The 25,806-nt window shown below is 76.4% G+C and carries 25 protein-coding genes; 17 read left to right on the top strand and 8 right to left on the bottom strand.

What is annotated here, in order from left to right:
- Nucleotides 1–7: 7 nt before the first annotated feature.
- Entirely contained in the window at nt 8–1,273 is a 1,266-nt protein-coding gene (locus PH190_RS10755) for a protein kinase domain-containing protein (RefSeq protein ID WP_337993806.1), read from the bottom strand.
- 94 nt (nt 1,274–1,367) lie between these two features.
- On the opposite strand from PH190_RS10755, the gene PH190_RS10750 reads away from it, so the two are divergent.
- Both PH190_RS10750 and PH190_RS10745 read left to right on the top strand, forming a co-directional pair.
- The gene (locus tag PH190_RS10750; RefSeq protein ID WP_274231498.1) at nt 1,368–2,033 is read left to right on the top strand and encodes an alpha/beta fold hydrolase; all 666 of its coding nucleotides are present in this window, start codon (nt 1,368–1,370) and stop codon (nt 2,031–2,033) included.
- A gap of 49 nt (nt 2,034–2,082) precedes the next feature.
- Nucleotides 2,083–2,445: an Rv2175c family DNA-binding protein gene (locus tag PH190_RS10745; protein ID WP_274231497.1), complete on the top strand. Its 363-nt coding sequence runs from the start codon at nt 2,083–2,085 to the stop codon at nt 2,443–2,445.
- Here PH190_RS10745 and PH190_RS10740 read toward each other — a convergent pair.
- Genes PH190_RS10740 through PH190_RS10725 form a run of 4 tightly spaced genes read right to left on the bottom strand, consistent with a single transcriptional unit; the run spans nt 2,414 to nt 6,424 of the window.
- Nucleotides 2,414–2,776, bottom strand: coding sequence for a hypothetical protein (locus tag PH190_RS10740; protein ID WP_274231496.1), 363 nt, complete (start codon nt 2,774–2,776; stop codon nt 2,414–2,416). The genes PH190_RS10745 and PH190_RS10740 overlap by 32 nt on opposite strands.
- On the bottom strand, nt 2,773–3,744 hold the full coding sequence (locus tag PH190_RS10735; RefSeq protein ID WP_274231495.1) for a phytoene/squalene synthase family protein: 972 nt from the start codon (nt 3,742–3,744) through the stop codon (nt 2,773–2,775). Before PH190_RS10735 ends, PH190_RS10740 begins: the two co-directional genes overlap by 4 nt.
- 7 nt (nt 3,745–3,751) lie before the next feature.
- Nucleotides 3,752–5,263 carry a phytoene desaturase family protein gene (gene crtI, locus PH190_RS10730; RefSeq protein ID WP_274231494.1) on the bottom strand — a complete coding sequence of 504 codons (1,512 nt, stop codon included), beginning with the start codon at nt 5,261–5,263 and terminating at the stop codon, nt 3,752–3,754.
- Between the two features lie 39 nt (nt 5,264–5,302).
- Complete coding sequence (locus PH190_RS10725; protein WP_274231493.1) at nt 5,303–6,424, bottom strand: polyprenyl synthetase family protein; 1,122 nt, start codon at nt 6,422–6,424, stop codon at nt 5,303–5,305.
- Nucleotides 6,425–6,651: 227 nt separating this feature from the next.
- Between PH190_RS10725 and PH190_RS10720 the strand changes: the two genes are divergently transcribed.
- A complete protein-coding gene (locus tag PH190_RS10720; protein ID WP_274231492.1) occupies nt 6,652–7,539 on the top strand; it encodes a methylenetetrahydrofolate reductase in 888 nt (295 codons plus the stop codon).
- A gap of 37 nt (nt 7,540–7,576) precedes the next feature.
- Here the strand turns inward: PH190_RS10720 and PH190_RS10715 are convergent, their stop codons facing one another.
- Together PH190_RS10715 and PH190_RS10710 are read right to left on the bottom strand one after the other, a co-directional pair.
- Nucleotides 7,577–8,278, bottom strand: a complete 702-nt coding sequence (locus PH190_RS10715) for an LppM family (lipo)protein (RefSeq protein ID WP_274231491.1) — start codon at nt 8,276–8,278, stop codon at nt 7,577–7,579.
- A gap of 35 nt (nt 8,279–8,313) precedes the next feature.
- Nucleotides 8,314–8,934 carry a GNAT family N-acetyltransferase gene (locus PH190_RS10710; RefSeq protein WP_274231490.1) on the bottom strand — a complete coding sequence of 207 codons (621 nt, stop codon included), beginning with the start codon at nt 8,932–8,934 and terminating at the stop codon, nt 8,314–8,316.
- A 380-nt stretch (nt 8,935–9,314) separates the two neighbouring features.
- Between PH190_RS10710 and PH190_RS10705 the strand changes: the two genes are divergently transcribed.
- On the top strand, nt 9,315–9,608 hold the full coding sequence (locus PH190_RS10705; RefSeq protein WP_274202675.1) for a hypothetical protein: 294 nt from the start codon (nt 9,315–9,317) through the stop codon (nt 9,606–9,608).
- A gap of 43 nt (nt 9,609–9,651) precedes the next feature.
- The gene (locus PH190_RS10700; protein ID WP_274231489.1) at nt 9,652–10,179 is read left to right on the top strand and encodes an SAV_6107 family HEPN domain-containing protein; all 528 of its coding nucleotides are present in this window, start codon (nt 9,652–9,654) and stop codon (nt 10,177–10,179) included.
- 12 nt (nt 10,180–10,191) lie between these two features.
- Here the strand turns inward: PH190_RS10700 and PH190_RS10695 are convergent, their stop codons facing one another.
- Nucleotides 10,192–11,031, bottom strand: coding sequence for a ParA family protein (locus PH190_RS10695; protein WP_274231488.1), 840 nt, complete (start codon nt 11,029–11,031; stop codon nt 10,192–10,194).
- 68 nt (nt 11,032–11,099) lie between these two features.
- Between PH190_RS10695 and PH190_RS10690 the strand changes: the two genes are divergently transcribed.
- The 12 genes from PH190_RS10690 to ftsW all read left to right on the top strand — a co-directional run bounded on the left by PH190_RS10690 (nt 11,100) and on the right by ftsW (nt 25,795).
- Complete coding sequence (locus PH190_RS10690) at nt 11,100–11,852, top strand: class I SAM-dependent methyltransferase (protein WP_274231487.1); 753 nt, start codon at nt 11,100–11,102, stop codon at nt 11,850–11,852.
- Nucleotides 11,849–13,165, top strand: a complete 1,317-nt coding sequence (gene dinB / locus PH190_RS10685) for a DNA polymerase IV (protein WP_274231647.1) — start codon at nt 11,849–11,851, stop codon at nt 13,163–13,165. Before PH190_RS10690 ends, dinB begins: the two co-directional genes overlap by 4 nt.
- 133 nt (nt 13,166–13,298) lie before the next feature.
- Nucleotides 13,299–13,694: a DUF3040 domain-containing protein gene (locus tag PH190_RS10680; RefSeq protein ID WP_274231486.1), complete on the top strand. Its 396-nt coding sequence runs from the start codon at nt 13,299–13,301 to the stop codon at nt 13,692–13,694.
- Nucleotides 13,695–14,400: 706 nt separating this feature from the next.
- Entirely contained in the window at nt 14,401–14,832 is a 432-nt protein-coding gene (gene mraZ / locus PH190_RS10675; RefSeq protein ID WP_274231485.1) for a division/cell wall cluster transcriptional repressor MraZ, read from the top strand.
- Nucleotides 14,833–15,074: 242 nt separating this feature from the next.
- A complete protein-coding gene (rsmH, locus tag PH190_RS10670) occupies nt 15,075–16,064 on the top strand; it encodes a 16S rRNA (cytosine(1402)-N(4))-methyltransferase RsmH (protein ID WP_274231484.1) in 990 nt (329 codons plus the stop codon).
- A gap of 40 nt (nt 16,065–16,104) precedes the next feature.
- Complete coding sequence (gene ftsL / locus PH190_RS10665) at nt 16,105–16,842, top strand: cell division protein FtsL (protein ID WP_274231483.1); 738 nt, start codon at nt 16,105–16,107, stop codon at nt 16,840–16,842.
- The gene (locus tag PH190_RS10660) at nt 16,842–18,758 is read left to right on the top strand and encodes a peptidoglycan D,D-transpeptidase FtsI family protein (protein ID WP_274231482.1); all 1,917 of its coding nucleotides are present in this window, start codon (nt 16,842–16,844) and stop codon (nt 18,756–18,758) included. The genes ftsL and PH190_RS10660 overlap by 1 nt, the downstream gene beginning before the upstream one ends.
- 223 nt (nt 18,759–18,981) lie before the next feature.
- Complete coding sequence (locus tag PH190_RS10655) at nt 18,982–20,442, top strand: UDP-N-acetylmuramoyl-L-alanyl-D-glutamate--2,6-diaminopimelate ligase (protein ID WP_274231646.1); 1,461 nt, start codon at nt 18,982–18,984, stop codon at nt 20,440–20,442.
- A complete protein-coding gene (locus tag PH190_RS10650; protein WP_274231481.1) occupies nt 20,439–21,914 on the top strand; it encodes a UDP-N-acetylmuramoyl-tripeptide--D-alanyl-D-alanine ligase in 1,476 nt (491 codons plus the stop codon). The genes PH190_RS10655 and PH190_RS10650 overlap by 4 nt, the downstream gene beginning before the upstream one ends.
- Nucleotides 21,911–22,978, top strand: coding sequence for a phospho-N-acetylmuramoyl-pentapeptide-transferase (mraY, locus tag PH190_RS10645; protein WP_274231480.1), 1,068 nt, complete (start codon nt 21,911–21,913; stop codon nt 22,976–22,978). The genes PH190_RS10650 and mraY overlap by 4 nt, the downstream gene beginning before the upstream one ends.
- Complete coding sequence (gene murD / locus PH190_RS10640; RefSeq protein WP_274231479.1) at nt 22,971–24,482, top strand: UDP-N-acetylmuramoyl-L-alanine--D-glutamate ligase; 1,512 nt, start codon at nt 22,971–22,973, stop codon at nt 24,480–24,482. Before mraY ends, murD begins: the two co-directional genes overlap by 8 nt.
- The gene (ftsW, locus tag PH190_RS10635) at nt 24,479–25,795 is read left to right on the top strand and encodes a putative lipid II flippase FtsW (RefSeq protein ID WP_274231478.1); all 1,317 of its coding nucleotides are present in this window, start codon (nt 24,479–24,481) and stop codon (nt 25,793–25,795) included. The genes murD and ftsW overlap by 4 nt, the downstream gene beginning before the upstream one ends.
- Nucleotides 25,796–25,806: the final 11 nt, after the last annotated feature.

Below are 25,806 nucleotides of genomic sequence, written 5' to 3'. Positions count from 1 at the left end.
CGGCGGCTCAGCCCGGCAGCCCGAGCCCCCAGCCGGCCGCGCCCGCCGCGACGACGGCGATCGCCTCGAGCAGGAGCCAGGCGGCGAGCAGCCGGCGGGAGCGGGCCCGGGCCCGGCGGCGCTCGATGCGCTCGATGGCGACGTCGATGTCGTCGACGCGGTCGTCGGGGCCGCGGCGGCGGGTGGGCGGGGGGTCGTCGTCGGGCTCGTCGTCCCGGTCGTCGAGGTCGTCGTCCTCGTCCCAGGCGTCCCAGCCCCCGTCGGCGTCGTCGTCCGCCTCCTCGACCGGCGGCGGGGCGGGGCGGTCGGCGTCGAGGTCGAGCAGCCGCGTGCCGCGCAGCGGGCGGGAGCCGGCGGCGGCGCGCCGGCGCGGCGGGGGCACCGGGTGGAACGGCAGGTCCGCGTCGATCCGCACACCGCGGGCGGCGGCGAGGAAGGCGTCGGCGTCGGCGATGCGCGTCTCGGGGTCGCGGCTCGTCGCGGCCAGGACGAGGCGGTCGAGGGCGCGCGGGACGCCGCCGACCACGGCCGAGGGCGGCGGCACGTCCTCGGTCACGTGCCGGCGCGCGACGGCCACCGGGTCGTCGCCGCCGTCGCCGCCGTGGGGCGGGACGCCGGTGAGCAGCTCGAACAGCACCACGCCGGTGGCGTAGAGGTCGGTGCGGGCGTCGGCGCGGCCGTCGGTGACCTGCTCGGGCGCGAGGTACGCGACCGTGCCCAGGACGACCTCGCCGGACCCCTCGGGGTCGTCCGGGTCGTCGGTGCCGGCCTCCCACGCGGCGGCGACCAGCCCGAAGTCGGCGACCTTGACCGCCCCGTCCCGGCCGACCAGCACGTTCTCCGGCTTGACGTCGCGATGCACGAGGCCCCGGTCGTGGGCGACCTGCAGCGCGGTGACCACCTGCTCGGCGACCGTCAGCGCCGCCGCCGGGTGCAGGCGCCCCTGCTCGCGCAGCACGTCGCGCAGCGTCCCGCCCTCCACGAGCTCGAGGACGAGGAAGACGGTGCCGTCGGGGTCGCGCCCCTGGTCGTGGACCGCCACGATCCCGGGGTGCGCGAGGCGGGCGGCGGCCCGGGCCTCACGCTCGAAGCGGCGGATGAACGCGGGCTCGCCGGCGAGCGCGCCGTCCAGGACCTTGATCGCCACCGGGCGCTCCAGCCGCAGGTCGACGCCCCGGTGGACCACCGACATGCCGCCGCGCGCGAGCACCCCGTCCACCCGGTACCGCCCTTCCAGCACCGTCCCCTCGGGGTGGGCGGTGGGTGCGGCCATGGCGCCGATGCTACGAGGAGGGCGGTGACCTGCGGGGATCCTCGGATGCGACGCGCGGTCCCTGACGGGTGACGAGGGCCCTACCCTCGGCGCGGTGACGACGTGGCTGCTGCTGCCCGGCGCCGGCGGCGCGGGCTGGTACTGGCACCTGGTGGCGGAGCGGCTGCGGGCGCGGGGCGACGACGTCGTCGCCCCGGACCTGCCCGCCGACGACCCGGCCGCGGGCATCCCGCAGTACGTCGAGGTCGCGCTCGCGGCGCTGGGGGACCGGTCCGACGTCGTGGTGGTGGGCCAGTCGCTGGGCGGGCCGAGCGCGGCCGAGATCGCCCGGCGGATCCCCGTCCGGCGGCTCGTGTTCGTCAACGCCATGATCCCGGCGGTCGGCGAGTCGCCGGGCGACTGGTGGACGGCGTCGGGCCACCAGGAGGCCAAGGAGGCCGCCGTCCGCGCCGCGGGCCGCGAGGACGCGGGCTTCGACGAGCACTGGGAGTTCCTCCACGACGTGCCGCCCGACGTCGCGGCCGCGGGCGCCGAGCACCAGCGCGAGCAGACCGACGGCCCGTTCGCCGACGGCTGGGCGCTGCGGGCGTGGCCGCAGGTCCCGGTGACGGTGGTCGTCGGTGCCGACGACCGCTTCTTCCCCGCCGACTTCCAGGTCCGCCTGGCCCGCGAGCGCGCCGGGGTCGAGCCGGTCCTCGTCCCCGGCGGTCACCTGCTGGCGCTCGCGAACCCGGACGGACTGGTCGCAGCCCTGGTGTGAGCGCGTTTCGGGCTCCGCGCCGACGCCCTCCTCTGGCACAGTGACGCGCGTGTCCGAGTCCGCCGTCACCGCCATCGTGGGCCACGACATCGAGGTCGTCACGCTCGCCCAGGTCGCCGAGCGCCTCGGCGTGCCCCGTACGCGGGTCAGCCAGATGATCAAGCAGGGCCAGCTGCTCGGGATCCGCGAGGACGACCGGTGGCTGGTGCCCGCCGCGTTCCTCGTCGCCGACGGGGTGGTCAAGGGCCTGCCCGGCACCATCCAGGTGCTGCGCGACGGCGGCTACGCCGACGGCGAGATCCTGCGGTGGCTCTTCGCCGACGACGAGTCGCTGCCCGGCATGCCGATCGATGCCTTGCGCTCGGACCGCGGGCGCGAGGTCAAGCGCCGCGCCCAGGCGATGGCGTTCTGAGCGGACCGGGCAGGCCGGCGCGGACGGCGTCGCCCAGCACCCCGTGGGTGCGCAGCGCGCCCAGGAGCCGCGCCGAGCGCCGGGGCCCGAGCCGGCGCAGCAGCGCGGGCGCCAGTGCCGCGCCGGTCCACGCCCGCACGCGGTCGTTACCGTCGGTCGGCGTGACCTCCACCAGCGTCGGCGCGTCCCCGGCCACGCCGGCCTCGGCGCACCACGCCCGCACCCGGTAGTCGCCCAGCGGCAGCACCTCGAGGCCCGTCCCGGCGACGGCCGCCGCGACCGCCCGGCACCGCGCGCAGGCGGCGTCGAACGCGAGGACGAGCTCGGTCACACGGGAAGGGTGTCAGGCCTGCGGACGAGGCGCGTGCCGACCGCGCGGGCCAGGTGGGGCAGGGCGACGGCGGCGCGGCGGGCGTTGCCGACGGCCACGCGGCGGTCGAACACGTCGTAGTCGGCGGCCACGATCTCGTCGAGGATGCCGCCGTAGAGCACGTACGCGGTGCGCACGCAGGGCCGCGAGACGGGGTGGAGCATCGGGATCCCGCGCTCGGCGCGCCGGTAGACCGCCCTGGTGCGGGCGACGAGGTGCGCCAGCGCCCGGCGGACGCGGGGCTCGGTGCGCCCCGCGGCCCGGCAGTGGTCGAGCAGTTCGCGGTCGACGCCGAAGGCCGCGAGCTCGTCGCGCGGGAGGTAGACGCGCCCGCGGTCGAGGTCCTCGGCCACGTCGCGCAGGAAGTTCGTGACCTGGAACGCGACACCGAGGTCGGCGGCGTACGGCGCGGCCTCCTCGCGGGGCCCGACGGTGCCGAGCACGGGCAGCACCTGCAGCCCGATCACCGCGGCCGAGCCGTGCACGTAGCGGGCGAGGTCGTCGAAGGTGGCGTAGTCGGTGACCGTGAGGTCCATGGCCATGGCGTCCATGAAGTCCTCGAGGTGGCGGTGGTCGATCGCGTAGCGCGCCACCGTGTCCGCCAGCGCCGCCACCACCGGCTCGCCCTCCGCGACCAGCGTGCGCGGGTCGGTGCCGTCGAGCCCCCGGCGCATGCGGCCGCGGACCTGCTCCAGCCGCGCGGCGACGGCGGCCGGCGAGGCGTCGGCGTCCCGGTCGTCGACGACGTTGTCGGCCATCCGCGCGAAGCCGTAGAGGGCGTGGATCGCGGGCCGTTGGGCGGGGGCGAGCAGGCGGGTGGCCAGGAAGTACGTGCGTCCGTGCACGGCGTTGAGCGCCCGGCACCGCGCGTACGCCGTGCGCAGCGCCGGGTCGGTGATGCCCGCGGCGTCGAGCTCGGTGGTGCTCATGCCGTGCTCAACCGGTGATCCGCGCGGCCGCGAGCTTCCCCGACACCAGCACCGTCGGGACCCCGACCCCCGGCGTCGTGCCGCAGCCGGCGAGCACGACGTTGCCCTCGCCGCGCACGAGGTTGCCGGCGCGGAACGGTCCGGTCTGGGAGAACGTGTGCGCCGCGGAGAACGGGGTGCCCGCGGCGAGGCCGAGCGCCGCCCAGTCGTCCGGGGTGATGACGTGCTCGGCCACCGGCTCGCCGAGCTCGATCCCGCGGCCGGCGAGCACCCCGCGCAGCTCGTCACGGTAGCGGGGCCCGACGCGCGCCCAGTCCATCGGCGCGACCTCGGTGTTCGGGCTCGGCGCGAGCACGCTGACCAGCTCGTGGCCCGCGGGGGCGAGCGAGGGGTCGGTCGCGGTCGGGTGCGTGACCAGCAGCGACGGGTCGCTCATCAGCCGGCCCTCGGTGATGATCTCGTCGAACGTGCTCGCCCAGGCGTCGCCGAACGAGATCGTGTGGTGGCCCAATCCATCCAGCTGCCCGGTGCCCGCCGGGACGCCCGCGTGCCACACGTACGCCGAGGGCGACCATCGCGTCGGCACCGCGCGCCGCGGGGTGCGCCCGATGAGCGCGTAGGCGGCGGGCAGGTCGCAGCTCAGGACGACGGCGTCGGCGTCGAGGCGGTCGCCGTCGGCGGTCGGGTCGTCGGTGGCGACGGTCCGCAGGCCCCGCACCCGCCCGCCCGCGCGCTCGAGGCCGGTGACGGTGGTGCCGTAGCGGAACTCCGCGCCGGCGTCGGCCGCGGCGTCCGCGAGCGCCTGGGGGAGCGCCCGGACCCCACCCATGGGGAAGGAGACGCCGGCGATCGTGTCCATGTAGGCGATCACGGCGTAGGCGGCGAGCGCCCGGGCCGGCGGGACCCCGGCGTAGAGCGCCTGGAAGGAGAAGATGCGCCGCAGCCGCTCGTCGTGCAGGTACTTCGCGATCCGCGGGCCCAGCCGCCCGAAGCCGCCGAGCGTGCCGAGGCGGGCGAGCTCGGGGGACAGGACGTCGAGCGGGGAGTCGAAGTTGGCGTCGATGAACGTCGCCATCTGCACCCGGTAGAGCTCGGTGAGCCAGGCGCGCAGCCGCCGGTAGCCCTCGGCGTCGGCGGCCGAGACCTTCTCGCGGATCTCCTGCTCCATCGCCCCCGGGTCGGTGTGCACGTCGATCGCGGACCCGTCGGCGAACCGCGCGTGGTAGGCGGGGTGCAGGTCGACCATCTCGAGGCGGTCGCCGATCTTCTCCCCGACCGCGGCCAGGGCCTCCTCGATCAGCTCGGGCATCGTGATGACGGTCGGGCCGGTGTCGAGGCGGAAGCTGCCGTCCCCGTGGGCGAGGTCGAGGCGTCCGGCGCGCCCGCCCGGGGTGGGGTCGCGCTCGACGACGGTGACCCGGCGTCCCGCGCCGAGCAGGTGCAGGGCCGTGGCGAGGCCGGCGAGGCCGGCGCCCACGACGACGACGTGGTCCGTGGGGGACCGGACGGTGCGGGTCATGCGGCGATCCTCATGCGGTGGTGCTCCTGGGGGTCGCGCTCAGCGCACACGGCGGGTGGCCGCGACGGCGAGGTCGGCAAGTCGCTCGGGGGCGGGCGGGGCGAGGACCGGGGCCTGGGCGTCGCCGCTGCCCCGGACGGCGTCGAGGGCCGACGCGGTGAGCTCGGTGATGCGCCGCTCGACGTCGTCGACGACGCCGAGGGCGACCAGCGCCTCGCGGGCGGCGGCCACGGCGTCGGCGTCGAGGTCCGGGTCGCCGACGGCGCGCTCGACGACCGCGGCGGTCTCCCGGTCGGGGTGGGCGCGGGCGAGCGCGACGAGCAGGGTCAGCTTGCCCTCGCGCAGGTCGTCGCCCGCGGGCTTGCCGGTGACGGCCGGGTCGCCGAACACGCCCAGCAGGTCGTCACGCAGCTGGAAGGCGATGCCGAGGTCGCGGCCGTAGTGACGCAGGGCCCGGACCGTCGCGTCGTCGGCCCCGGCGAGCGCGGCGCCGAGGTGCAGCGGGCGCTCGACGGTGTAGGCGGCCGTCTTGTAGCGGCTGATGCGCAGCGCGGTCTCCGGCGAGGAGTCCGACGAGGCGTGCCCCTGGACGTCGAGGAACTGGCCGCCGAGCACCTCGGTGCGCATCGCCTGCCACACCGGGCGCCCGCGGGCGAGGACGGCGGGGTCGAGGCCCGACTCGTGGAGCATGTCGTCGGCCCAGGCCAGCGCCACGTCGCCGAGCAGGATGGCGACGGCGGCCCCGAAGCGCCCGGGGTCGCCGGCCCAGGCGGCGTCGACGTGGCGCGAGGTCCACCGCGCGTGCACGGTCGGCTGCCCGCGACGGGTCGCGGAGTCGTCGATGAGGTCGTCGTGCACGAGCGCGCAGCCCTGGATGAGCTCGAGGGCGCTCACCGCGCGCAGCACCGGGCCGGGGTGCTCGAGCCCGCCGGCGGCGCGCCAGCCCCACCACGCGAACGTGGGCCGCAGCCGCTTGCCGCCGTCGAGGACGAAGCGGGCGAGGTCGTCGGTGGCCTCGGCGAACTCCTCGGCGACGTCGAGCGTGCCCTTGCGCCGGCCCGCGAGGTAGTCGGCGAGCTCCGCGGTGACGGCGGCGGGCAGGTCGGCCTCGATGGCCGCGAGGTCGTCGCGACCTGCGGCAGCGGCCCTCCCGCCGTTCACGCCGTCCCGGGTGCCCCCGTGGCCGTCCAGCGGAGCCGGCCCGACCGGGTCCCCGGGCCCGGACCCCAGTGTCGTCGAGGCCCCGGTAGCCGTCATGCGCGCTCTTCCCTTCCGACGGTTGCCACCTCCGGCACCGAGCGTAGGGGCGGACGGCGGAACCGGCTGATCGGGCGGTCCCGGTCACAAGGGACCTCCTTGTGGACGCCCCGTCACCGTAGGGTCGGCGGATGGCAACTGTGACGGAGCGCATCCAGCGCGGGGTGCCCACGTTCTCGGCGGAGTTCTTCCCGCCCAAGGACGACGAGGGTGAGGCGACCCTCTGGCGCACCATCCGTGACCTCGAGCCCCTCGACCCGGCGTTCGTGTCGGTGACCTACGGCGCGGGCGGTTCCAGCCGGGACCGCACCGTCCGTACCACCGGACGGATCGCCACCGACACCACGCTCACCGCGATGGCCCACCTCACCGCCGTGGACGCGTCCCTCGAGGACCTGCGCCAGGTGATCGGGTCGTACGCGGCCGCCGGGATCAGCAACGTGCTCGCCATCCGCGGTGACCCTCCCGGGGACAAGGACGCCGACTGGGTGCCGCACCCCGCGGGCCTGAGCTACACCGAGGAGCTGGTGCACATGGTGCGCCGCCTCGGGGGCTTCTGCGTCGGCGTCGCCGCGTTCCCGTACCTGCACCCGCGGTCGGTCGACGAGGACTCCGACACCCGCTTCTTCATCCAGAAGGTGAAGGCGGGCGCCGAGTTCGCGATCACCCAGATGTTCTACGACGCCGACCAGTTCCTCCGGATGCGCGACCGCATCGCGGCGGCGGGCTGCGACATCCCGATCATGCCCGGCCTCATGCCGGTGACCACGCCGAAGTCGGCCGAGCGCGGCGCGGACTTCGCCGGCGCGCCGCTGCCCGCGGCGATGCTCGAGCGTCTCGAGCCGCTGGTCGAGGACAAGGTCGGGTACCGCGACGCGGGCATCGACCTCTGCGTCGAGCTCTCGCAGCGGATGTTCGACGAGGGCGTCACCAACATCCACTACATCAGCATGAACCGGTCGCCCGCGGTGATGGACGTGGTGCAGCGCCTCGGGATCGCCGCGCGCCCGGGCGCCTGACGCCCGCCCCGCGCCCCGCCGCCGGCCCGGCCGGTGGTCAGCGGCGGGCGCGGGTGCGCAGGTGGGTGCGGCTGGACATCGCCAGCAGCACCACGATCGCCACGGCCACCGCGACGACGGCGAAGAGCAGCAGCGACCAGAGGATCCAGGACGGCGCGTTCGGGTCCGGGTACTCGACCACCGCGTTGACGTCGGTCACCGCGCCGGGCTGGAAGGTCCAGCTGATGACGCCCTGCGACGCCGTGCCGTCGGTCTGGCGGATGGTGCCGGGGAACGCCATCTTGAGCTGCACGTCCGAGCTCTCCGGCGACACGCGGGTGAGGTCGACCTGCCCCGAGACGACCACCCGGTCGCCCGCGCGGCGCATCTGCACCCGGACCGCCGTGCCGGTCGACGGGCTGATCGCCGGCAGGACCCGCGTGACGTCGTCGAACGACAGGTCGTCGAACTGCAGCCGCGAGCCGATGTAGCCGTCCTGCTCGTAGCGCTCGACCGACACGTCGCCGCTGAGGTCGTCGGGCACCTGCAGCGGCGGACCCTGCCCGCCCGGCGACCCGTCCGGTGTCGCGATGTCGACGACGCCCGAGACCCGGTCGTCGGGGGAGACCGCCAGGCCCGCGCGGACCCGCACGCAGCCGGCGCCCAGCACCCCGACCAGGGCCAGCAGCACGGCGAGCAGGACGAGGCTGCGGCGGGTCCTGGTCGGGGTGCTGGGCGGGGCGGGGGCGGCGTCGGGCACCCGCGCATGGTGCCAGGCGGCCCCGACGGCGTCGGTCAGGTGCGTCCCGGATCGGCGTCCCCGGCCGGGCGCGCGTCGGGCGGGTCCAGGGGCAGGGTGCGCCCGAGCACCGCGAACGGGCGCGGGTCGCTGGTGAAGCGGTGGTGGCGCAGCACGTCGCGGAACCCGAGGCGCCGGTACAGCGACCAGGCGCGGGTCGGGTCGTCGGCCTCCGGGGTGGACAGCAGGACGTTGCGGTCCGCGGGGTGGGAGAGCAGGCGGCGGGCCAGCGCCTCGCCGATGCCGCCGCCCTGGACGTCGGGGCGCACGTGCAGCTCGGTGAGCTCGAAGTAGTCGCCGAGGACCGAGTCGGCCAGCTCACGGCCCCGCGGCCCGGCGGCGAGCAGGCCGCGGCGGACCTCCTCGAACCACCACTGGCCCCGCGCCCCCGGATAGCCGTAGGCGATGCCCCACAGCGACCGGTCCGGGCCGATCGCGCCGACCGCGTGCCAGCCGGCGCGCCGGGAGTGCTCGACCCACATGGGCCGGCGCTGGCGCACGGTGCCCGGCGGGTAGGCCATGGCGCGCACGTAGACGGTCAGGGCCTCGTCGAGCCGGGCCGCCAGGTCGTCGGGGGTCAGATCGACGACGGAGGCCTGGGCGGGCGCGGCGGTCACCGTCCGGCCCCCGGGCCTGCGGAGGCGGCGGGGTGGGGCACGCCGTCATCTCACCACGTGCGCGTCCCGGGGCCACCCGTCCGTCGTGCGCCGGGGTGTGACGGGGCTTCGGGACCGTCGCCGCGGGGGCGGTCCCGGGGTGTTCCCGGGCGCGTCCCCGGGGTGTTCCCGGGACACGCGGCGCGCCCGTCGGGGCGACTTGACGGCGTCGGGTCGAACGGGTTCACTGGTCTGCATCGAACACATGTTCGATCGCTCGGACGGCGGGGCGGGGGAAGCGCCCCGCCGTCCGGGAGTGCCGCCGGCTCCCCACGGTGGCAGGCACCCCGCTCGGCCCGAGCCACGGGCCGACGAGCACGAGCCGCCGTGGAGGACGCATCGTGGTTCGCAGTCCCTCGCCGGTCCAGGTCCGCTGCGCGGACGGTGACCCCGTCGAGTTCCATCGTCGCCCCAACCGGCGCGACAGCCACTACCTGGTCACCGAGGTGCAGGAACGCTGGATCGAGGAGTCCCGGTGGCCGTTCCTCTCGGCCATGCCGGTCGGGGGAGACCGGTGCCGGTGCTGGCGGGTGCTCGCCCGCCGGTCGGACGAGCCGCACCTGCCGCCCGGCGAGTTCGTCCTGCGCATGCGCTCCGGCCCCGGCGTGTGGGACCTGCGCTGGGCCGGCGCCTGACCCCTGCCCGCTCCCGCCCGCTCCTGCTCGGAGGAGGACCACCGTGACCAGCGCACTCGCCATGCCCGGACTGTTCGACACCACGTCCGCCGACACCGACCCGCCCGTCCCGGACCAGGGGGCGCGCGACGTGCCGCGCTCCGCCGTGCGCGGCACGACGGCCCGGTCCACGAGCCCGGCCGCCCCGCCCTCGCCGCCGCCCTCGCGCACGGTGGTGCAGCTGCTCGGGGCCGCCCGCGACGAGCTCCGGGCCGCCCAGGCCGAGGACGACCCGGCCGAGCGCTTCCGCTCCGCCCACCTCGGGGCGCTGCGGGCCGCCGCGGCAGTGCTCGCGCTGCGGGCCCGCGCGAGGCGGTCGTCCCGGCCCACCGACGCCTGGACGCTGCTCGCGTCCGTCGCGCCCGAGTACGGCGAGTGGGCGGCGTTCTTCGCGGCCCACTCGGCCACGCGCTCGGCCATCGAGGCCGGCGTGCGGGGACGGGTGTCCCAGCGCGACGCCGACGACATGGTGCGCCAGGCCGACCTGTTCCTCGCCCTCGTCACCCGCACGGTGGCGGGCCGGGGACGCTGAGCCCGGCGTGCTCTAGGCGTCCGGGCCCTGACGCGCCCGGGCGCGGAGCGACCGGCCCGAGCGCGCGCGGACGATCCGGCCGAGCAGCGAGTCGAACTGGCTCGCGATCTCCCGGGCGCCCGGGGTGTCCCACCGCTGGATCGGCACCCCGGCGCCCTGGGCCTGCTGCACGGCGCTGCGGTCGGGCAGCGCGCCGGAGAGCACCAGCGGGCCGAAGAGCTCGCGCAGTTCGTTCACGCGGAACTCGTGCTCCGACGAGCGCGACCGGTACTTGTTGACCAGCACGCCCAGCGGCTGGAGGTCCGGGTTGTGCTCCCGCTCGGCCTGGACGGCCTCGAAGGCGCGCTGGACACCGGAGACCGCGAAGATCGTCGGCTCGGTCACGAGCACCGCGCGGTCGACGGCGACCAGGGCCGAGCGGGTCAGCTGCCCCAGCGAGGGCGGGCAGTCGATGAGCACGAGGTCGTAGCCCGCGAGGCCGAGGTCGGTGTCGTCGTGGCCGTCGCGGGGGAGGGAGGCGAGCAGGTGGGCGAGCCGCCCGAGGCGCTGCGAGCCGGGGTCGGGGTGGTTGTGGCGCTCGATGTCCTCGGAGCCGACGAGCACGTCGACGTCCTCGCCCCAGGCACTCGGCGCGATCGACGAGGCGAGCAGCGCCGCCGACGGGCGCTCCATCGCCTGCGCGATCGTCGTCTCGGTCGCCCCGGGCTCCAGCGCCGTCGTCGCGTTCCCCTGGGGATCGAGGTCGACGACGAGCGTGCGCAGCCCGGCGCGCAGGGCCGACCCGGCCAGCCCCAGGACGACCGTCGTCTTGCCGACACCGCCCTTGAGGCTCAGCACCGCCGTGACGTGCACGGGGGGAACCTACCGGCCGGACGACACTGGTGGCCCCGTGCGTCCGTCACACGTTCTACGGTGTCTCGGTGACCCGAGCCGCGTCGTTCGCCACGCTCGACGTCGTCGCGCGCACCCTGCGGGTCGAGCTCACCGCCGCCCGGGCCCGGCGCGGCGGTGCGGCACCCCGGGTGCTGGACGTGGGCGGGGGGAGCGGCACCTGGGCGGTGCCCCTGGCCGCGGACGGCTGCGAGGTCACCGTCGTCGACTCGAGCGCCAACGCCCTGGCGGTGCTGCGCAGCCGCGCGCGCGAGTCGGGCGTGGCGGCCGGGGTGCGGGCGGTCCAGGGCGACGTCGACGCGCTGGCCGACGCGGTCGGCGACACCGAGGCCGACCTGGTGCTCGGTCACGGCCTGCTCGAGTACGTGGACGACCCGGCCGAGGCCTGCCGGGCCATCGCACGCGCGGCCGCGCCCGGTGGGGCGGTGTCGCTCCTGGTCGCGGGCCGGTTCGCCGCGGTGCTCTCGCGGGTGGTCGCCGGCCGGCTCACCGAGGCGCGCCAGGTGCTCGTCGACCCGTGCGGGCGCTGGGGCGAGGGCGACCCGTTGCGGCGGCGCATGGACGTCGAGGAGATCCGCACGCTGGTCGAGGCCGGCGGGCAGCTCGCGGTCGAGCGGGTGCAGGGCCACCGGGTGCTCGCCGACCTCGTCCCCGACGGTGTCCTGGAGCACGGTGGCCCGTCTCCCGACGCGCTCGCCGAGCTCGAGGACGTCGCCGCCGGCACCCCGCCGTTGCGCGACATGGCCTCGAAGCTGCACGTCCTCGCCCGGCGGCCGGACTGAGCGCCACCCGCCCGACCCCTCCGCCCGAGGGGCGCGACGCCGGCTGCGGCGTCCTGCACGTCGACATGGACGCCTTCTACGCGGCGGTGGAGATCCGCTCGCGGCCCGAGCTGCGGGGCCGCCCGGTGGTGGTCGGGGGCGGGCCCGAGCGCGGCGTGGTGCTCTCGGCCAGCTACGAGGCGCGCGCGTTCGGCGTCCGCTCGGCCATGCCGTCGGCGCGCGCCCACCGGCTCTGCCCGCAGGCGGTCTTCCTGCGTCCCGACTTCACCACCTACGCCGAGGTCTCCCGCGCCGTCATGGCGGTGTTCCGGTCGGTGACGCCGCTGGTCCAGCCGCTGAGCCTCGACGAGGCGTTCCTCGACGTGTCGGGTGCGCTGCGCCGGCTCGGCACCACCCCGCTCGGCGTCGCCGCCTCGATCCGCGAGGAGGTGGCGGCGTCGCAGGGGATCACGTGCTCGGTCGGCGTCGCGTCGACGATGTTCGTCGCCAAGCTCGCCTCGCGGGTCGCGAAGCCCGACGGGGTGCACCTCGTCCCGGCCGACGGCGTCCGCGCGTTCCTCGACCCGCTGCCCGTGGGTGCGCTGTGGGGCGTCGGCGCGAAGACCGAGGAGGTGCTCGGGCGCCACGGCATCAGCACCGTCGCCGACGTCGCGGCGGCCGGGCCGTCGACGCTGCGCCGCGCGGTGGGGGAGGCGCACGCCGCGCACCTGCTCGCGCTCGCGCACGGGATCGACGAGCGCCGCGTGGACCCGCACGGCCGCGAGAAGTCCGCCGGGGCCGAGGAGACGTTCGACCGGGACCTCGTCGACCCGGCCCTCCGCCGGCGCGAACTGCTGCGCCTCGCCGACCGCACCGCGCGGATGTTGCGGCAGCGGGGCGTGCGCGCGCGGACGGTCGCGCTCAAGGTCCGCTTCGACGACTTCACGACGATCACACGCGCGCGGACGCTGCCGGCACCGACGGATCTCGCCCGCGATCTCCACGCCGTCGCGGTCGAGCTCCACGACGCGCTGGGGGAGGTCCCGCCCGTCCGGCTGCTCGGCGTGCGCGGCGAAGGGCTCGTCGACGCCGACCGCGCGCCCGAGCAGATCGTCCTCGGCGAGCCCGAGCACGGGTGGTCCGACGCGGAGCGCGCCGCTGACCAGGCCCGTTCCCGGTTCGGCGTCGCGGCGGTCCGCCCGGCGAGCCTGCTCGGCGATCCCGATCCGCAGCGTGCGCGATCACCGTCCGAGGCCGGAGATCCGGCGCGCGGTCGTCACCGACAGCATCCGGATGCATGCCGAGCGGGATCCCGACCGGAGCCGAACGGATGATCGAGACGGCAACACGCCGGTCCGGGTAGTGGGGACGACGGCGGACTCGTACGATGGTGCACAGGTCATCAGGACGATGCCCGCCGGACCCCCACGGGTCGGGCGAATTCCCTTTCGGTGCCGGAGGAGAACCATGCCGCTCTCCGAGCACGAGCAGCGTCTGCTCGAGCAGATCGAGCGCGCTCTCTACGACGAGGACCCGAAGTTCGCGTCCACGGTTCGGGGAGGCAAGCTCCGACGCCCGTCGCGTCGCCGGCGCATCCAGGGCGTCGCGCTCTTCGTGATCGGCGTCGTGATGCTGGTGCTCGGGGTCGTCTTCAGTTCGTCCACGATCGGCATCGCCGTCAGCGTGGTCGGCTTCCTCGCGATGTTCGGCGGTGCCGTCCTCGCGATCACCTCGTTCGGCGCCCGGAAGAAGGAGGCCGCCGCCGGGGGCGAGGCCCCCGCCGCCGGCGCCTCGGAGAAGGAGCGCAGCCGCTTCACCTCCCGCATGGAGGAGCGCTTCCGCCGCCGCTTCGAGCAGGAGTAGCCCCCGCACCACCGACGTCCCCGACGCGCCGTCGACCTCCGGGTCGGCGGCGCGTCGTCGTCCGCTCCGACGTCGGTCGGCGAGGGCACGTCCCGCATGATCGACCGCCCTCGCGGCCTGCTGGACGTGCCGCTCGCAGCGACCCCGTCGCCCGCTGCCCCCCACTCCGCCCCAAGCCCGGAACGAACGGGGACTTTGCGCGCGTAGAAGCAGCGAACAGCGCGTTCGCTCCACCCGCCCCACCTCGCCCCACCGGGTCGCCCCACCTCGCCCCACCCGGTCGCCGAACCAGCGGCCCCGGCGCGCTGTTGGTGATCAGCAGGCGGAATAGCACCTCCGAGACCCCTCGCGGGGTGCTCTTCGACCTGCTGATCTCCGGCCAGCCCCACCTCGCCCCACCGGGCCGCTCCACCTCGCCCCACGGGCCGCCCCACCTCGCCCCACCGGGCCCCCGCCCGCCCGCCACCACGCCTCGCGACCCCCCGGAACGACCCGAGAACGCCCGGAACGGCGTGTCGGCGAGCCCTGGGCGCCCCGCGCCCGTCATGGTCAGGCGAGCTCCCCCCACCTCGCCCCACCGGCGCTGACCAGGCACGACTCCCCCGAACGGGGCGCGCGACACCCACAGGATGGTTTGGCTGTGGGGCAAGGTGGGGTATGGTGGTGAGCAGTGGGGCGAACGGGGCCTCACCGGGGAGGTGGAGCCGTGTTCCTCGGCACCCACACCCCGCGATTGGACGACAAGGGCAGGTTGACCCTGCCCGCGAAGTTCCGGGACGAGCTCGCAGGGGGGTTGATGATCACGAAGGGCCAGGACCACTGCCTCTACGTGTTCCCCCGCGACGAGTTCGAGCAGATGGCCCGCAAGGTGGCCGAGGCGCCGTTCACCGACGAGCGGGTGCGCGCGTACCAGCGCTACCTGTTCGCCGGCACCGACGAGCAGCGTCCCGACTCCCAGGGCCGCATCCCGATCACGGCCGAACTGCGTCGCTACGCCGGGCTGGACCGTGAGTGCACCGTCATCGGGGCGGTCAGCCGCCTCGAGATCTGGGACAGCGCCCGGTGGCAGCAGTACCAGGACGCCCACGAGGACGACTACGCGCAGGCTCAGCAGGAAGTGCTGCCCGGCGTCTTCTGACGCCGACCGCACCGACGACAAGCGAACAGGCGGCGCCCCCACGGGGCGCACGGTCCGGTGCCGTGAGGCCTCGGTCCGCAGGGCGACGGCCCTGGCGCACCTTCCCCGGCGCCAGGTCCGTCGATCTGCGGGCCGGGACGTGACGGCACCGGACCCTGGAGGACAGGGACCGCGACCGGTTCGCTGTCCGAGCGAGACGGCGGGCCGCCCGGCCCGGTCGACGAGTCGGTGTGGAGGCGTCGGTGGACGAGCACGGGGCGGGGCCGGAGGCGCCGGGCGCCGACGGCCAGCGGCACGTCCCGGTCCTGCTCGACCGCGTCCTCGCCCTCTTCGAGCCGGCCCTCGCCGACCGCGACGCGGTGCTCGTCGACGCCACCCTGGGGGCTGCCGGCCACTCCGCCGCGCTCCTTTCTCGGCACTCCAGACTCACTCTTGTAGGTGTTGATAGAGACGAGTCGGCGCTGCGACTTGCCCGAACGCGCCTCGCGCCCTACGCCGAGCGGACGCACCTCGTGCACGCCGTCTTCGACGCGCTGCCCGAGGTGCTCGACGACCTCGGCCGCGAGCGCGTCCAGGGCGTCCTGTTCGACCTCGGCGTCTCCTCCATGCAGCTCGACGAGGACGAGCGCGGCTTCTCCTACGCCCGCGACGCGCCCCTCGACATGCGCATGGACCCCTCGACGGGCCCGACGGCCGCCGACGTCCTCAACACCTACGCACCCGGCGACCTGATCCGGGTGCTCCACGACTACGGCGAGGAGCGAGCGGCCCGACGCATCGTCGAGGCCGTCGTGCGTGCCCGGCGACGGGCTCCGTTGCGCACCAGCGCGGAGCTCGTCGCCCTCCTCGAGGACGCGATCCCGGCCGCCGCCCGCCGGACGGGCGGCCACCCCGCGAAGCGCACGTTCCAGGCGCTGCGGGTGGAGGTCAACGGCGAGCTCGACGCGGTGTCCGCGGCCGTCCCGGCGGCGGTGCGCGCGCTCGCGGTGGGCGGCCGGGTGGTCGTCATGTCCTACCAGTCCCTCGAGGACCGGATCGTCAAGCGCGTGCTCGCCGAGCACACCCGCTCGAAGGCGCCGCCGGACATGCCGGTCGTGCGCCCCGAGGACGAGCCCGACCTGCGCCTGCTCACCCGCGGCGCCGAGAAGGCCGACGACGACGAGATCGCCGCCAACCCCCGGGCGGCGTCGGTGCGGCTCCGGGCCGCGGAGCGAGTGCGGGAGGCGGCATGACCCGGGACAGGACTGCCGCGACGACGGTGCGGAGGGCAGCATGAGCACGGCGACCCTGTCGGAGCCCCGCACCAGGACGGGCACCCGCAGCACCCCGCGGCCCGCCGCCCCGCCTCGCGGGACGACGACGAGCGCGCCGCGTCCGAGCCCGGCCAGGACGACCCCGGTCGCGCCGCCCGCGTCGTCGGGCACCGCGCCGTTCGTGCTCCTGATCATGGTGCTGCTCACCGGCGGCCTGGTGGCGACGCTGTGGCTGTCCACGGCCGCGGCCGCCGACTCCTACCGCCTCGACGAGGCCCGCCAGGTGGCGCGCGACCTCTCCGAGCAGTCCGAGCGCCTGCACCGCGACGTCGAGGCCGCCCAGTCGGCCCCGGCGCTCGCCGCCGCCGCCCGCGCGCAGGGGATGGTGCCGGCCGGGGATCCGGCGGTCCTCCTCGTCGCGCCGGACGGGACCTCGCAGGTGATCGGCGACGCCCGCCCCGCCCAGCCGACCGCCCCGCCCGCGCCCACCCCCGCCCCGGTCCCGCCGGCTCCGGGCGCCGCCGGCACCACCGGCGCGCAGGCCGCCACCGACGGCCAGCAGGCCCCGGCCCCCGCCGGCGCCGCGGCCGCCGAGGACCGCCTCGTCGCGGTGCCGAGCGGTCAGGACCAGCCGGAGCAGGCACAGCCCCAGCAGGCACAGCCCCAGCAGGCACAGCCCCAGCAGGCACAGCCCCAGCAGGACCCGGACGGCGAGACCCCGCAGGACGACGCCGCGGTCACCGAGGCCGGCCGCTGATGGCCCGGAGCCCGGCGACGCTGAGCCGCCCGCCGGCGCGCGCACCCCGCGGCCGGGCCCCGAGCGGCCGGCGTCCGGCCCCGCCGCCGCCCCCGCCGCGCCGCCCGGCCCGTCGCCCCGCGTCGCGCCCGCCGGACCCGCGCCGGCGCCTGCGGGTCGGCCGCGTGATCCTCGTGGCCGTCCTGCTGCTGTGCACGCTGAAGCTGGTCGAGGTCCAGGGCCTGCGGGCGGGGGAGCTGTCCGCCGACGCCGCGCAGCAGCGCACCACGCGCCTCACCGTGCCCGCCGAGCGCGGCGCGATCCTCGACCGCTACGGCACCCCGCTGGCGTTCAGCGTCGAGGCCAAGGCGCTCGTCGCCAACCCGCGCCGGATCAGCCAGGACTGGAACGACCCGGCCGTCCGCTCCCAGCCCGGCTCGCCGACGCCGGACCAGCGCAAGTCGGCCATCGCCCTCGGCATGGGCCGCATCCTCGGCCTCGACCCCGGCCCGATCTTCGCCGCGCTGACCTCCGACCGCAGCTACGTCGTGCTCGCCCCCCTGGTCGACCCCGGCGCCGCGCGGCAGGTCCGCGAGGCGTTCCCCGAGATCGCCGAGGAGGACCGCGAGTCCCGCCAGTACCCGGCGGGCGACGTCGCCGCGACCGTCGTCGGCAGCGCCTCGTGGAACATGGACCGCCAGAAGATCCGCGGCTCCATCGGCCTGGAGAGCGCGCTCGACACCACCCTCGCCGGCACCGACGGCTTCCGCGTCGTCGACACCGCCGAGGGCAGCGACGCCGTCATCCCCGGCACCACGCGCGCCGAGCAGCCGGCGCAGGCGGGCCGCGACGTCGTCCTCACCCTCGACACCGACCTGCAGTACGCCGTCGAGCAGCGGCTGCGCGAGTACACCGCGCGGGTCGGCGCCAGCAACGGCAGCGCGGTCGTCCTCGACGCCCGCACCGGCCAGGTCCTGTCGATGGCCAGCTCCGGGGGCTTCAACCCCGCGGCGCCCGGAGCGCCGGGCGCGCAGCTGTCGAACCCGGCGGTCACCTCGCCGTTCGAGCCGGGGTCGGTCAACAAGCTCGTGACGATGGCCGCCGCGATCGAGGCCGGTGTCGCCCGCCCCGAGGACGTCCTCCAGGTGCCGGGCAGCATCCGCGTCGCCGACCGCACCATCGGCGACGCCTGGTCGCACGGCACGATCAACCTGACGCTGAACGGGGTGCTCGGGCGCTCGTCGAACGTCGGCACGCTGATGACCGCCCAGCGGGTCGGCCCCGACCGGTTCGCCGACATGCTGCGGGCGCTCGGCGTCGGCACCCGGACCGGCATCGAGCTGCCCGGCGAGAGCTCGGGGTCGGTGCCGGCGCGCGAGGACTGGTCGGGCTCGACGTTCGGCAACCTGCCGATCGGCCAGGGCCTGTCGATGACGACCCTGCAGATGGCGAGCATGTACCAGGCGGTGGCCAACGACGGCGTGCGCGTGCCGCCGCGGCTGGTCGAGGCCGAGGTCGGCGCGGACGGGGTCCGCATCCCGTCCGCGGCACCCGAGGGCGTGCGGGCGATGAGCCCGGAGACCGCGCGGACGATGCGGGACATGCTGCAGTCGGTGACCCAGGACGGCCGCGGCGGCAACCGCGGCACCGGGCCGCAGGCCGCGATCGCGGGCTACCCGGTCGCGGGCAAGACGGGCACCGCCCAGCAGGTCGACCCGGGCTGCGGCTGCTACTCGCAGTCGAACTACTGGATCACGTTCGCCGGCATGTTCCCGGCGCAGGACCCGCGCTACGTCGTCGCGCTCATGCTCGACCGGCCGCCGGGCGGGGACTCCGCCGCACCGCTGTTCCACGAGATCGGCGCGTACCTCGCCCAGCACGGCGCGGTGCCCGTGTCGACCGCGCCGCCGCGCCAGGTGCCGCTCACGCTGCCCTGACGCGGGGCGCCGGGGAGCACCGCAGGCCACAGGGGCTGCGTGGGACTCGCGGGGACGGTGAGTAGCCTTCGCGCTCGTGCCCGCCGCACCACCGAGGACCACCGACGACGCCGCCGGACCCGTCCGGGGGCGGGCCGTCGACGGCGGCTCCTCCGGCGACGACCACGGCCCCCTGCGGCCCGCGCGGACGGTCCCCGTGGTGATCACCGAGGTGGCCGACCGGATCGCCGGGGCGCTGCCCGTCCAGGCCCCGGTGGAGATCGTCGGGGACGCCGGCGTGCGCGTCACCGGCGCGACGCTGCGGGCCCACGAGGTGCGCCCGGGCGACCTGTTCGCCGCCTTGCCGGGGTCCCGCGCGCACGGCGCCGACTTCGCCGACCAGGCCCTCGAGCGGGGAGCCGCGGCGGTCCTCACCGACGCCGACGGCGCCGCCCGCCCGGCCCTGCGCGCCGCGGGCGTCCCCGTGCTCGTCCACGCCGACCCGCGGGGTGCCCTCGGCCCGGCCTCGGCCTTCGTCTACGGCGACCCCTCGACGCGCCTCGACGTCCTCGGCGTGACCGGGACCAGCGGCAAGACGACCACCGTCTACCTGCTCGAGGCCGCGCTCGCGGCGGCCGGCGCCCGCACCGGGCTCATCGGCACCGTCGAGACCCGCCTCGCCGGGCGGCGCCTGCCCAGCGCGTTCACGACGCCCGAGGCACCCGACCTGCAGGCCCTGCTCGCCCGCATGGCCGACGAGGGCGCGACGCACGTGGCGATGGAGGTCTCCAGCCACGCCCTCGCGCTCGGCCGGGTCGCCGGCACCCGGTTCGCGGTCGGCGCGTTCACCAACCTCTCGGCCGAGCACCTCGACTTCCACGCCGACATGGAGGACTACTTCGCCGCCAAGGCGAAGCTCTTCGACGGGCGCTCGGCGGCCGAGGTGGTCTGCACCGACTCGCCGTGGGGGCGCCGCCTGGTCCGGGAGCACACCGTGACCGTCGGCGCGCCCGACGCCGACTGGCGCGCCGAGGACGTCGTCGCCCTGCCCGACGGCACTCAGCGCTTCACCGTCCACGGCCCCGACGGCCTCGTGCTGCCGGCGACGCTGCGGCTGCCCGGCGCCTTCAACGTCACCAACGCCCTGCTCGCGCTGGCCTGCGGGCGCGCCGCCGGCCACGACCCGGAGGTCCTCGTCCGGGGCCTCGCCGAGGTCCGCGTGCCGGGCCGGATGCAGCGGGTCGAGGCGGGCCAGCCGTTCCTGGCCGTCGTGGACTACGCGCACAAGCCCGCCGCCGTCGCCGCCCTGCTCGAGACGCTGCGCGCGCAGACCGAGGGCCGGGTACTGACGGTGCTGGGCTGCGGCGGGGACCGCGACCGCGCCAAGCGCCCGGTGATGGGCCGGCTGGCCGCCCAGCTCTCCGACCACCTCTGGGTCACCGACGACAACCCGCGCAGCGAGGACCCGGCCGCCATCCGTGCCGCGGTGCTCGAGGGCGCCCGCGAGGTCGCCGACGCCGCCGTCGACGAGATCGGCGACCGGCGCGCGGCCATCGGTGCCGCCGTCGCGGCCGCGCAGCCGGGCGACGTCGTCGTCGTCGCGGGCAAGGGGCACGAGACCGGGCAGCAGGTGGGGGACGAGAAGCTCCCGTTCTCCGACGTCGAGGAGCTGGAGCGGGCGCTGCGCGCCGGTGGTCCGGCGTGATCGAGCTGACCCTCGCCGACGTCGCCCGGGCCACCGGCGGGCGGCTGCACCAGGCCACCGGTGACGAGCGCGTCACCGGCACCGTCGAGTTCGACAGCCGGGCGGTCACCGCCGGAGGGCTGTTCGTCGCCCTGCCCGGCGAGCGCGTCGACGGCCACGACTTCGTCGACGCCGCGGTGGCGGCCGGTGCGGCCGGCGTGCTCGCCGCCCGCGGGGTCGACGCGCCGGCGGTGATCGTGCCGTCGGTGCACGAGGTCTCGGGCTCCTACGTCCTCGCCGCCGACGCCGGCGGTGCGGGCGCCGGTGTGCTCGCGGCGCTGGCCCTGCTGGCGCGCCACGTCGTCGACGTCCTCACCGACCCCCGGACCGGCAGCGGGCTGCTCGTCGTCGGGATCACCGGCTCGTCGGGCAAGACGTCGACCAAGGACCTCACCGCGCACCTCCTCGAGGGGCTGGGCGAGACCGTCGCCCCGCCCGGCTCGTTCAACAACGAGCTCGGCCACCCCTGGACCGCGCTGCGCGCCACGCGCTCGACCCGCCACCTCGTCCTCGAGCTCTCGGCCCGCAACCGCGGGCACGTCGCCGCGCTGTGCCGGGTGGCGCCCCCGCGGATCGGGGCGGTGCTCAACGTCGGCTCGGCGCACCTCGGCGAGTTCGGCTCGCGCGAGGCGATCGCCCAGGCCAAGGGCGAGCTGGTCGAGGCCCTCCCGGCGGACGGCGTGGCCGTGCTCGGCGCCGACGACCCGGTCGTCGCGGCGATGCGGGAGCGCACCGTGGCCCGCGTCGTGCACACCGGCCGCGCGCCGGAGGCCACGGTCCGCGCCGCCGACGTCGTGGTCGACGACACCGGGCGCGCGACGTTCCGCCTGGTCACGCCCATCGGCGAGGCCCCGGTGCGCCTGGGCCTGCACGGCGCCCACCACGTCGACAACGCCCTGGCCGCCGCGGCGATCGCGCTCGAGGCCGGCATGGACGTCGCGACCGTCGCCGAGCGCCTCGCCACCGCCGCGCCGCGCTCGCGCTGGCGCATGGAGCTCACCGAGCGCCCCGACGGCGTGCGGGTGCTCAACGACGCCTACAACGCCAACCCCGAGTCGATGCGCGCCGCGCTGGCCACCCTGGGCGCGATGGGTGGACGGCACACCGCGGTGCTCGGCGTCATGGCCGAGCTCGGCGACGACACGGCCCGCGCGCACACCGAGATCGGGCGCGAGGTGGCCCGCACCGGCGTGGCGCGCCTGGTGGTCGTCGGGGACGGGGCGCGCCCGCTGCACGAGGCGGCGGCCTCGGCGGGTGTCGACTCGCAGCTCGTGCCCGACGCCGCGGCCGCCGCCGAGCTCGTCCGCGCGGGCGTGGCGCCGGGTGACGTGGTGCTCATCAAGGCCTCCCGGTCGGCGGGTCTGGAGCGCGTCGCCGACGTGCTCGTCGACGCTGGGTCGGCACCGACCGCAGACGGGGGAGGAGCTCCATGAGGGGCGTGCTGGTGGCGGCGGGGGTCGCGCTGGCCGTGTCGATCCTCCTGACCCCGTACGTGATCCGGCTGTTCATCCGCCAGGGGTTCGGCCAGGAGATCCGCGAGGAGGGGCCGCAGAGCCACCGCGGCAAGCGCGGGACGCCGACCATGGGCGGCGTCGCGATCCTCACCGCGGTCTGGGTCGGCTACCTGGCCGCGCACCTGGTCGGCGACGTCGCCATCTCGGCGTCGGCCCTGCTGGTGCTGATGCTGATGACGGCGCTGGGGGTCGTCGGCTTCCTCGACGACTTCATCAAGATCCGCCGGCAGCGGAACCTCGGCCTGAACAAGACGGCCAAGCTCGTCGGGCAGTTCGTCAGCGCGGTGGTCTTCGCCGTGCTCGCGATGCAGTTCCCCGACGAACAGGGCCTGAGACCGGTCTCGACGAACCTCTCGTTCGTCCGGGACATCGCCGTCGTCGGCTTCGGCGCCATCGGCTTCGTGCTGTTCTGCTACCTCATCGTCACGGCCGCCTCGAACGCCGTGAACCTCACCGACGGGCTCGACGGCCTCGCCGCGGGGACGTCGGCGATGGTGCTCGCGACCTACCTGATCGTCTCGTTCTGGCAGTTCCGCAACGCGTGCGGCGTGCAGATCGAGGCGGGCTGCTACCAGGTCCGGGATCCCCTCGACATCACGTTGGTGGCGGCCGCGGCCATGGGGGCGTGCATCGGGTTCCTGTGGTGGAACGCCGCGCCCGCCCGGATCTTCATGGGCGACACGGGCTCGCTCGCGCTCGGCGGGCTGTTCGCCGGCCTGGCCATGGTCACGCGCACCGAGCTGCTGCTGGTCGTGCTCGGCGGGGTCTTCGTCGTCGAGGCGCTGTCGGTGGTCATCCAGGTGGCGGTCTTCCGGACGACGCGACGGCGGCCGTTCCGCATGGCCCCGTTCCACCACCACTTCGAGCTCGCCGGCTGGGCCGAGACGACGGTGATCATCCGGTTCTGGCTGCTCGCGGCGATCTGCTGCGCCCTGGGTCTCGGGCTGTTCTACAGCGAATGGTTGGCGGCGTCGGGTGGTTGAGTGGCGTGACCGCCACGTCCTCGTCGCCGGGGCGCGCCGGACCGGGGTCTCGGTGGTCGACGTGCTGCTCGACCTCGGCGCCCGGGTCACCGTCGGCGACGGCGACCCCGCCCAGCTCGACGCGCTGGGCGACCGGGACGTCACGCGCACCCGGGACCTGACCGCCCTGCCCGACGGTGTCGACCTCGTCGTCACCAGCCCGGGCTTCCGCACCGACGCCCCGCTCGCGCTCGCGGCCCGCGCCGCCGGGGTGCCGATGGTCGGCGAGCCCGAGCTCGCGTGGTGGCTCGGCGACGACCCGGCCGTGTGCCCGGACGGCCCGCCGCGCTGGCTCGCGGTCACCGGCACCAACGGCAAGACCACCACGACGACGATGCTCGAGGCGATCCTGCGCGCGGCGGGGGAGGACACCGTCGCCTGCGGCAACATCGGCCTGCCGGTGGTCGACGCGCTGCGCGCCGGGCACCGGGTGCTGGCCGTCGAGCTCTCGAGCTTCCAGCTGGAGTGGTCGCCGTCGGTGCGCCCGTACGCCGGGGCGGTGCTCAACCTCGCCGAGGACCACCTCGACTGGCACGGGACGATGGCCGCCTACGCCGCCGCGAAGGCCCGGGTGCTGCGCGGGGAGATCGCCGTCGCGGGCATCGACGACCGCGCGGCGGCCGGGCTGCTCGTGGCCGCGCCGGCGCCGGTGCACGTCGGCTTCACCCGGGGACGGCCCGGTCCGGGGGAGCTGGGGATCGTCGACGGCACGCTCGTCGACCGCGCCTTCGGCGAGCGCGACCGCCACGGCACCGGGCTCGCCGACGTCGTCGACATCGCCCCGCCCGGCCCACCCGGCGAGGCGAACGCGCTGGCCGCCGCCGCCCTGGCGCGCGCGCACGGGGTGCCGTCGGAGGCCGTCGCCGCGGGCCTGCGGTCCGTCGCGCCGGGCGCGCACCGGGGCGCCGTGGTCGCCGAGGCCGGCGGGATCCGGTGGGTCGACGACTCGAAGGCCACGAACCCGCACGCCGCCGCCGCGTCGCTGGCCGCCCACGACCGCGTGGTGTGGGTCGCGGGCGGGCTGCTCAAGGGTGCCGACGTCGCCGACGTGGTCGTCGCCCACCGCGGGCGGCTCGCCGGGGCGGTGGTGCTGGGCCGCGACCGCGCCCTCGTGGCCGCCGCGCTCGCGCGACACGCCCCGGATGTCCCCGTCCGGGACGTGGGCGGGGGCGACGATGGCGGCATGGTTGGCGGCATGGACGACACCGGGGACGAGGGCATGCTCCGGGCGGCGCGCGCCGCGGCGGAGCTCGCCCGGCCGGGCGACACCGTGCTGCTCGCGCCCGCGGCGGCGTCGATGGACATGTTCCGCGACTACGCCGCGCGCGGGGACGCCTTCGCGGCCGCGGCGCGCGCCGTCGCCGGCGGGGTCGGCCCGCACGGCGCGGCGACGGTCCCGGACGGCCCGCCGGACACGCCCGGTCCGTCCGGCACGCCCGGCACCCCCGGCGGCGGCGCGGCGTGAGCGCGCCGACCCGGCGGGGAGCGGGATCGCGCGGGTCGGGTCGGGGCGGGCGCCCCGGTGTCCTCGCCTCCGCCCGCTCCGCGCTGCACCAGTGGCTCGAGCGCCCGCTGACCTCGCTGCACCTCGTGCTCGCGGTGTTCGGGCTGCTCACCGCGCTGGGCCTCGTCATGGTGCTCTCGGCGTCGGCGGTCTCGGCCTACGCGGCGGGCGGCTCGTCGTACGGCGTGTTCTTCCGCCAGTCCGTCTTCGCGCTCATCGGGCTCGGCCTGTTCTGGCTGGGCCTGCGGGTGCCGCCGCGCCGGCTGCGCGCCGCCAGCCCGTGGCTGCTCGCGGGCTGCCTCGTCCTGCTCGTGCTCGTGCTCGTCCCCGGCCTGGGGGCGATGGTCAACGGGTCGCGGAGCTGGTTCCGGGTGGCCGGGCTGTCGCTGCAGCCCTCGGAGCTGACGAAGATCGCGCTCGCGCTGTGGGGCGCGCACGTCCTCGTGCGCCACCGCCCGCACCCGCGGACCTGGCGCGCCGCGCTGATGCCACTGCTGCCGGTGTCGCTGCTGGTGCTCGTGCTGGTGCTCCTCCAGCCCGACCTCGGCACCACCGTCTCCTTGATGATCATCGTCTTCGCCCTGCTGTGGTTCGCGTGCGCGCCGCTGGGGCTGATGGCGTTCATCGTCTCCAGCGGCGTCGTCGCCGCGGTGGTGCTCGGCGTCGTCGCCACCTACCGGCAGAGCCGCATCACCGCGTTCCTCAACCCGGACACCGCCGACCCCCTCGGCCCGGCCTACCAGGCCCGCCAGGCGCTCTACTCGCTCGCCGACGGCGGGCTGTTCGGCGCCGGGCTCGGGCAGGGCCGTGCGAAGTGGGACTACCTGCCCAACGCCGACAACGACTTCATCTTCGCGATCATCGGCGAGGAGCTGGGGTTCGTCGGCGCCGGCGCGGTCATCGCCCTGTTCGCCACCCTGGCCTACGTGGGCCTGCGGATCGCCGCGCGCAGCGTCGACCCGTGGATCCGCGTCGTCGCGGCGACGCTGACGGTGTGGCTGGTGGCCCAGGCCTGCATCAACATCGGCTACGTCGTCGGCCTGCTGCCGGTCACCGGCATCCCGCTGCCGCTGGTGTCCTCGGGCGGCACGTCGCTCGCGCTCGCCCTGCTCTCGGGCGGCCTGCTGGCCAACTTCGCGCGCCACGAGCCCGAGGCCGCGCGGGTGCTGCGCGCCCACGGCCAGGGCCGGCTCGCGCGCACCCTGCGCCTGCCCGAGCCCGAGGTCGCCGCGCGGCCCGGCCCGCGCGACGGGTCGCGGGGAGGGGGCCGGTGAACGCCGGCACC

It is taken from the genome of Actinomycetospora straminea, assembly GCF_028737255.1.
GTDB lineage: Bacteria > Actinomycetota > Actinomycetes > Mycobacteriales > Pseudonocardiaceae > Actinomycetospora > Actinomycetospora straminea.
The sequence above is the reverse complement of the archived record's forward strand: the minus strand, read 5'-3'. Positions and strand labels throughout refer to the sequence as shown.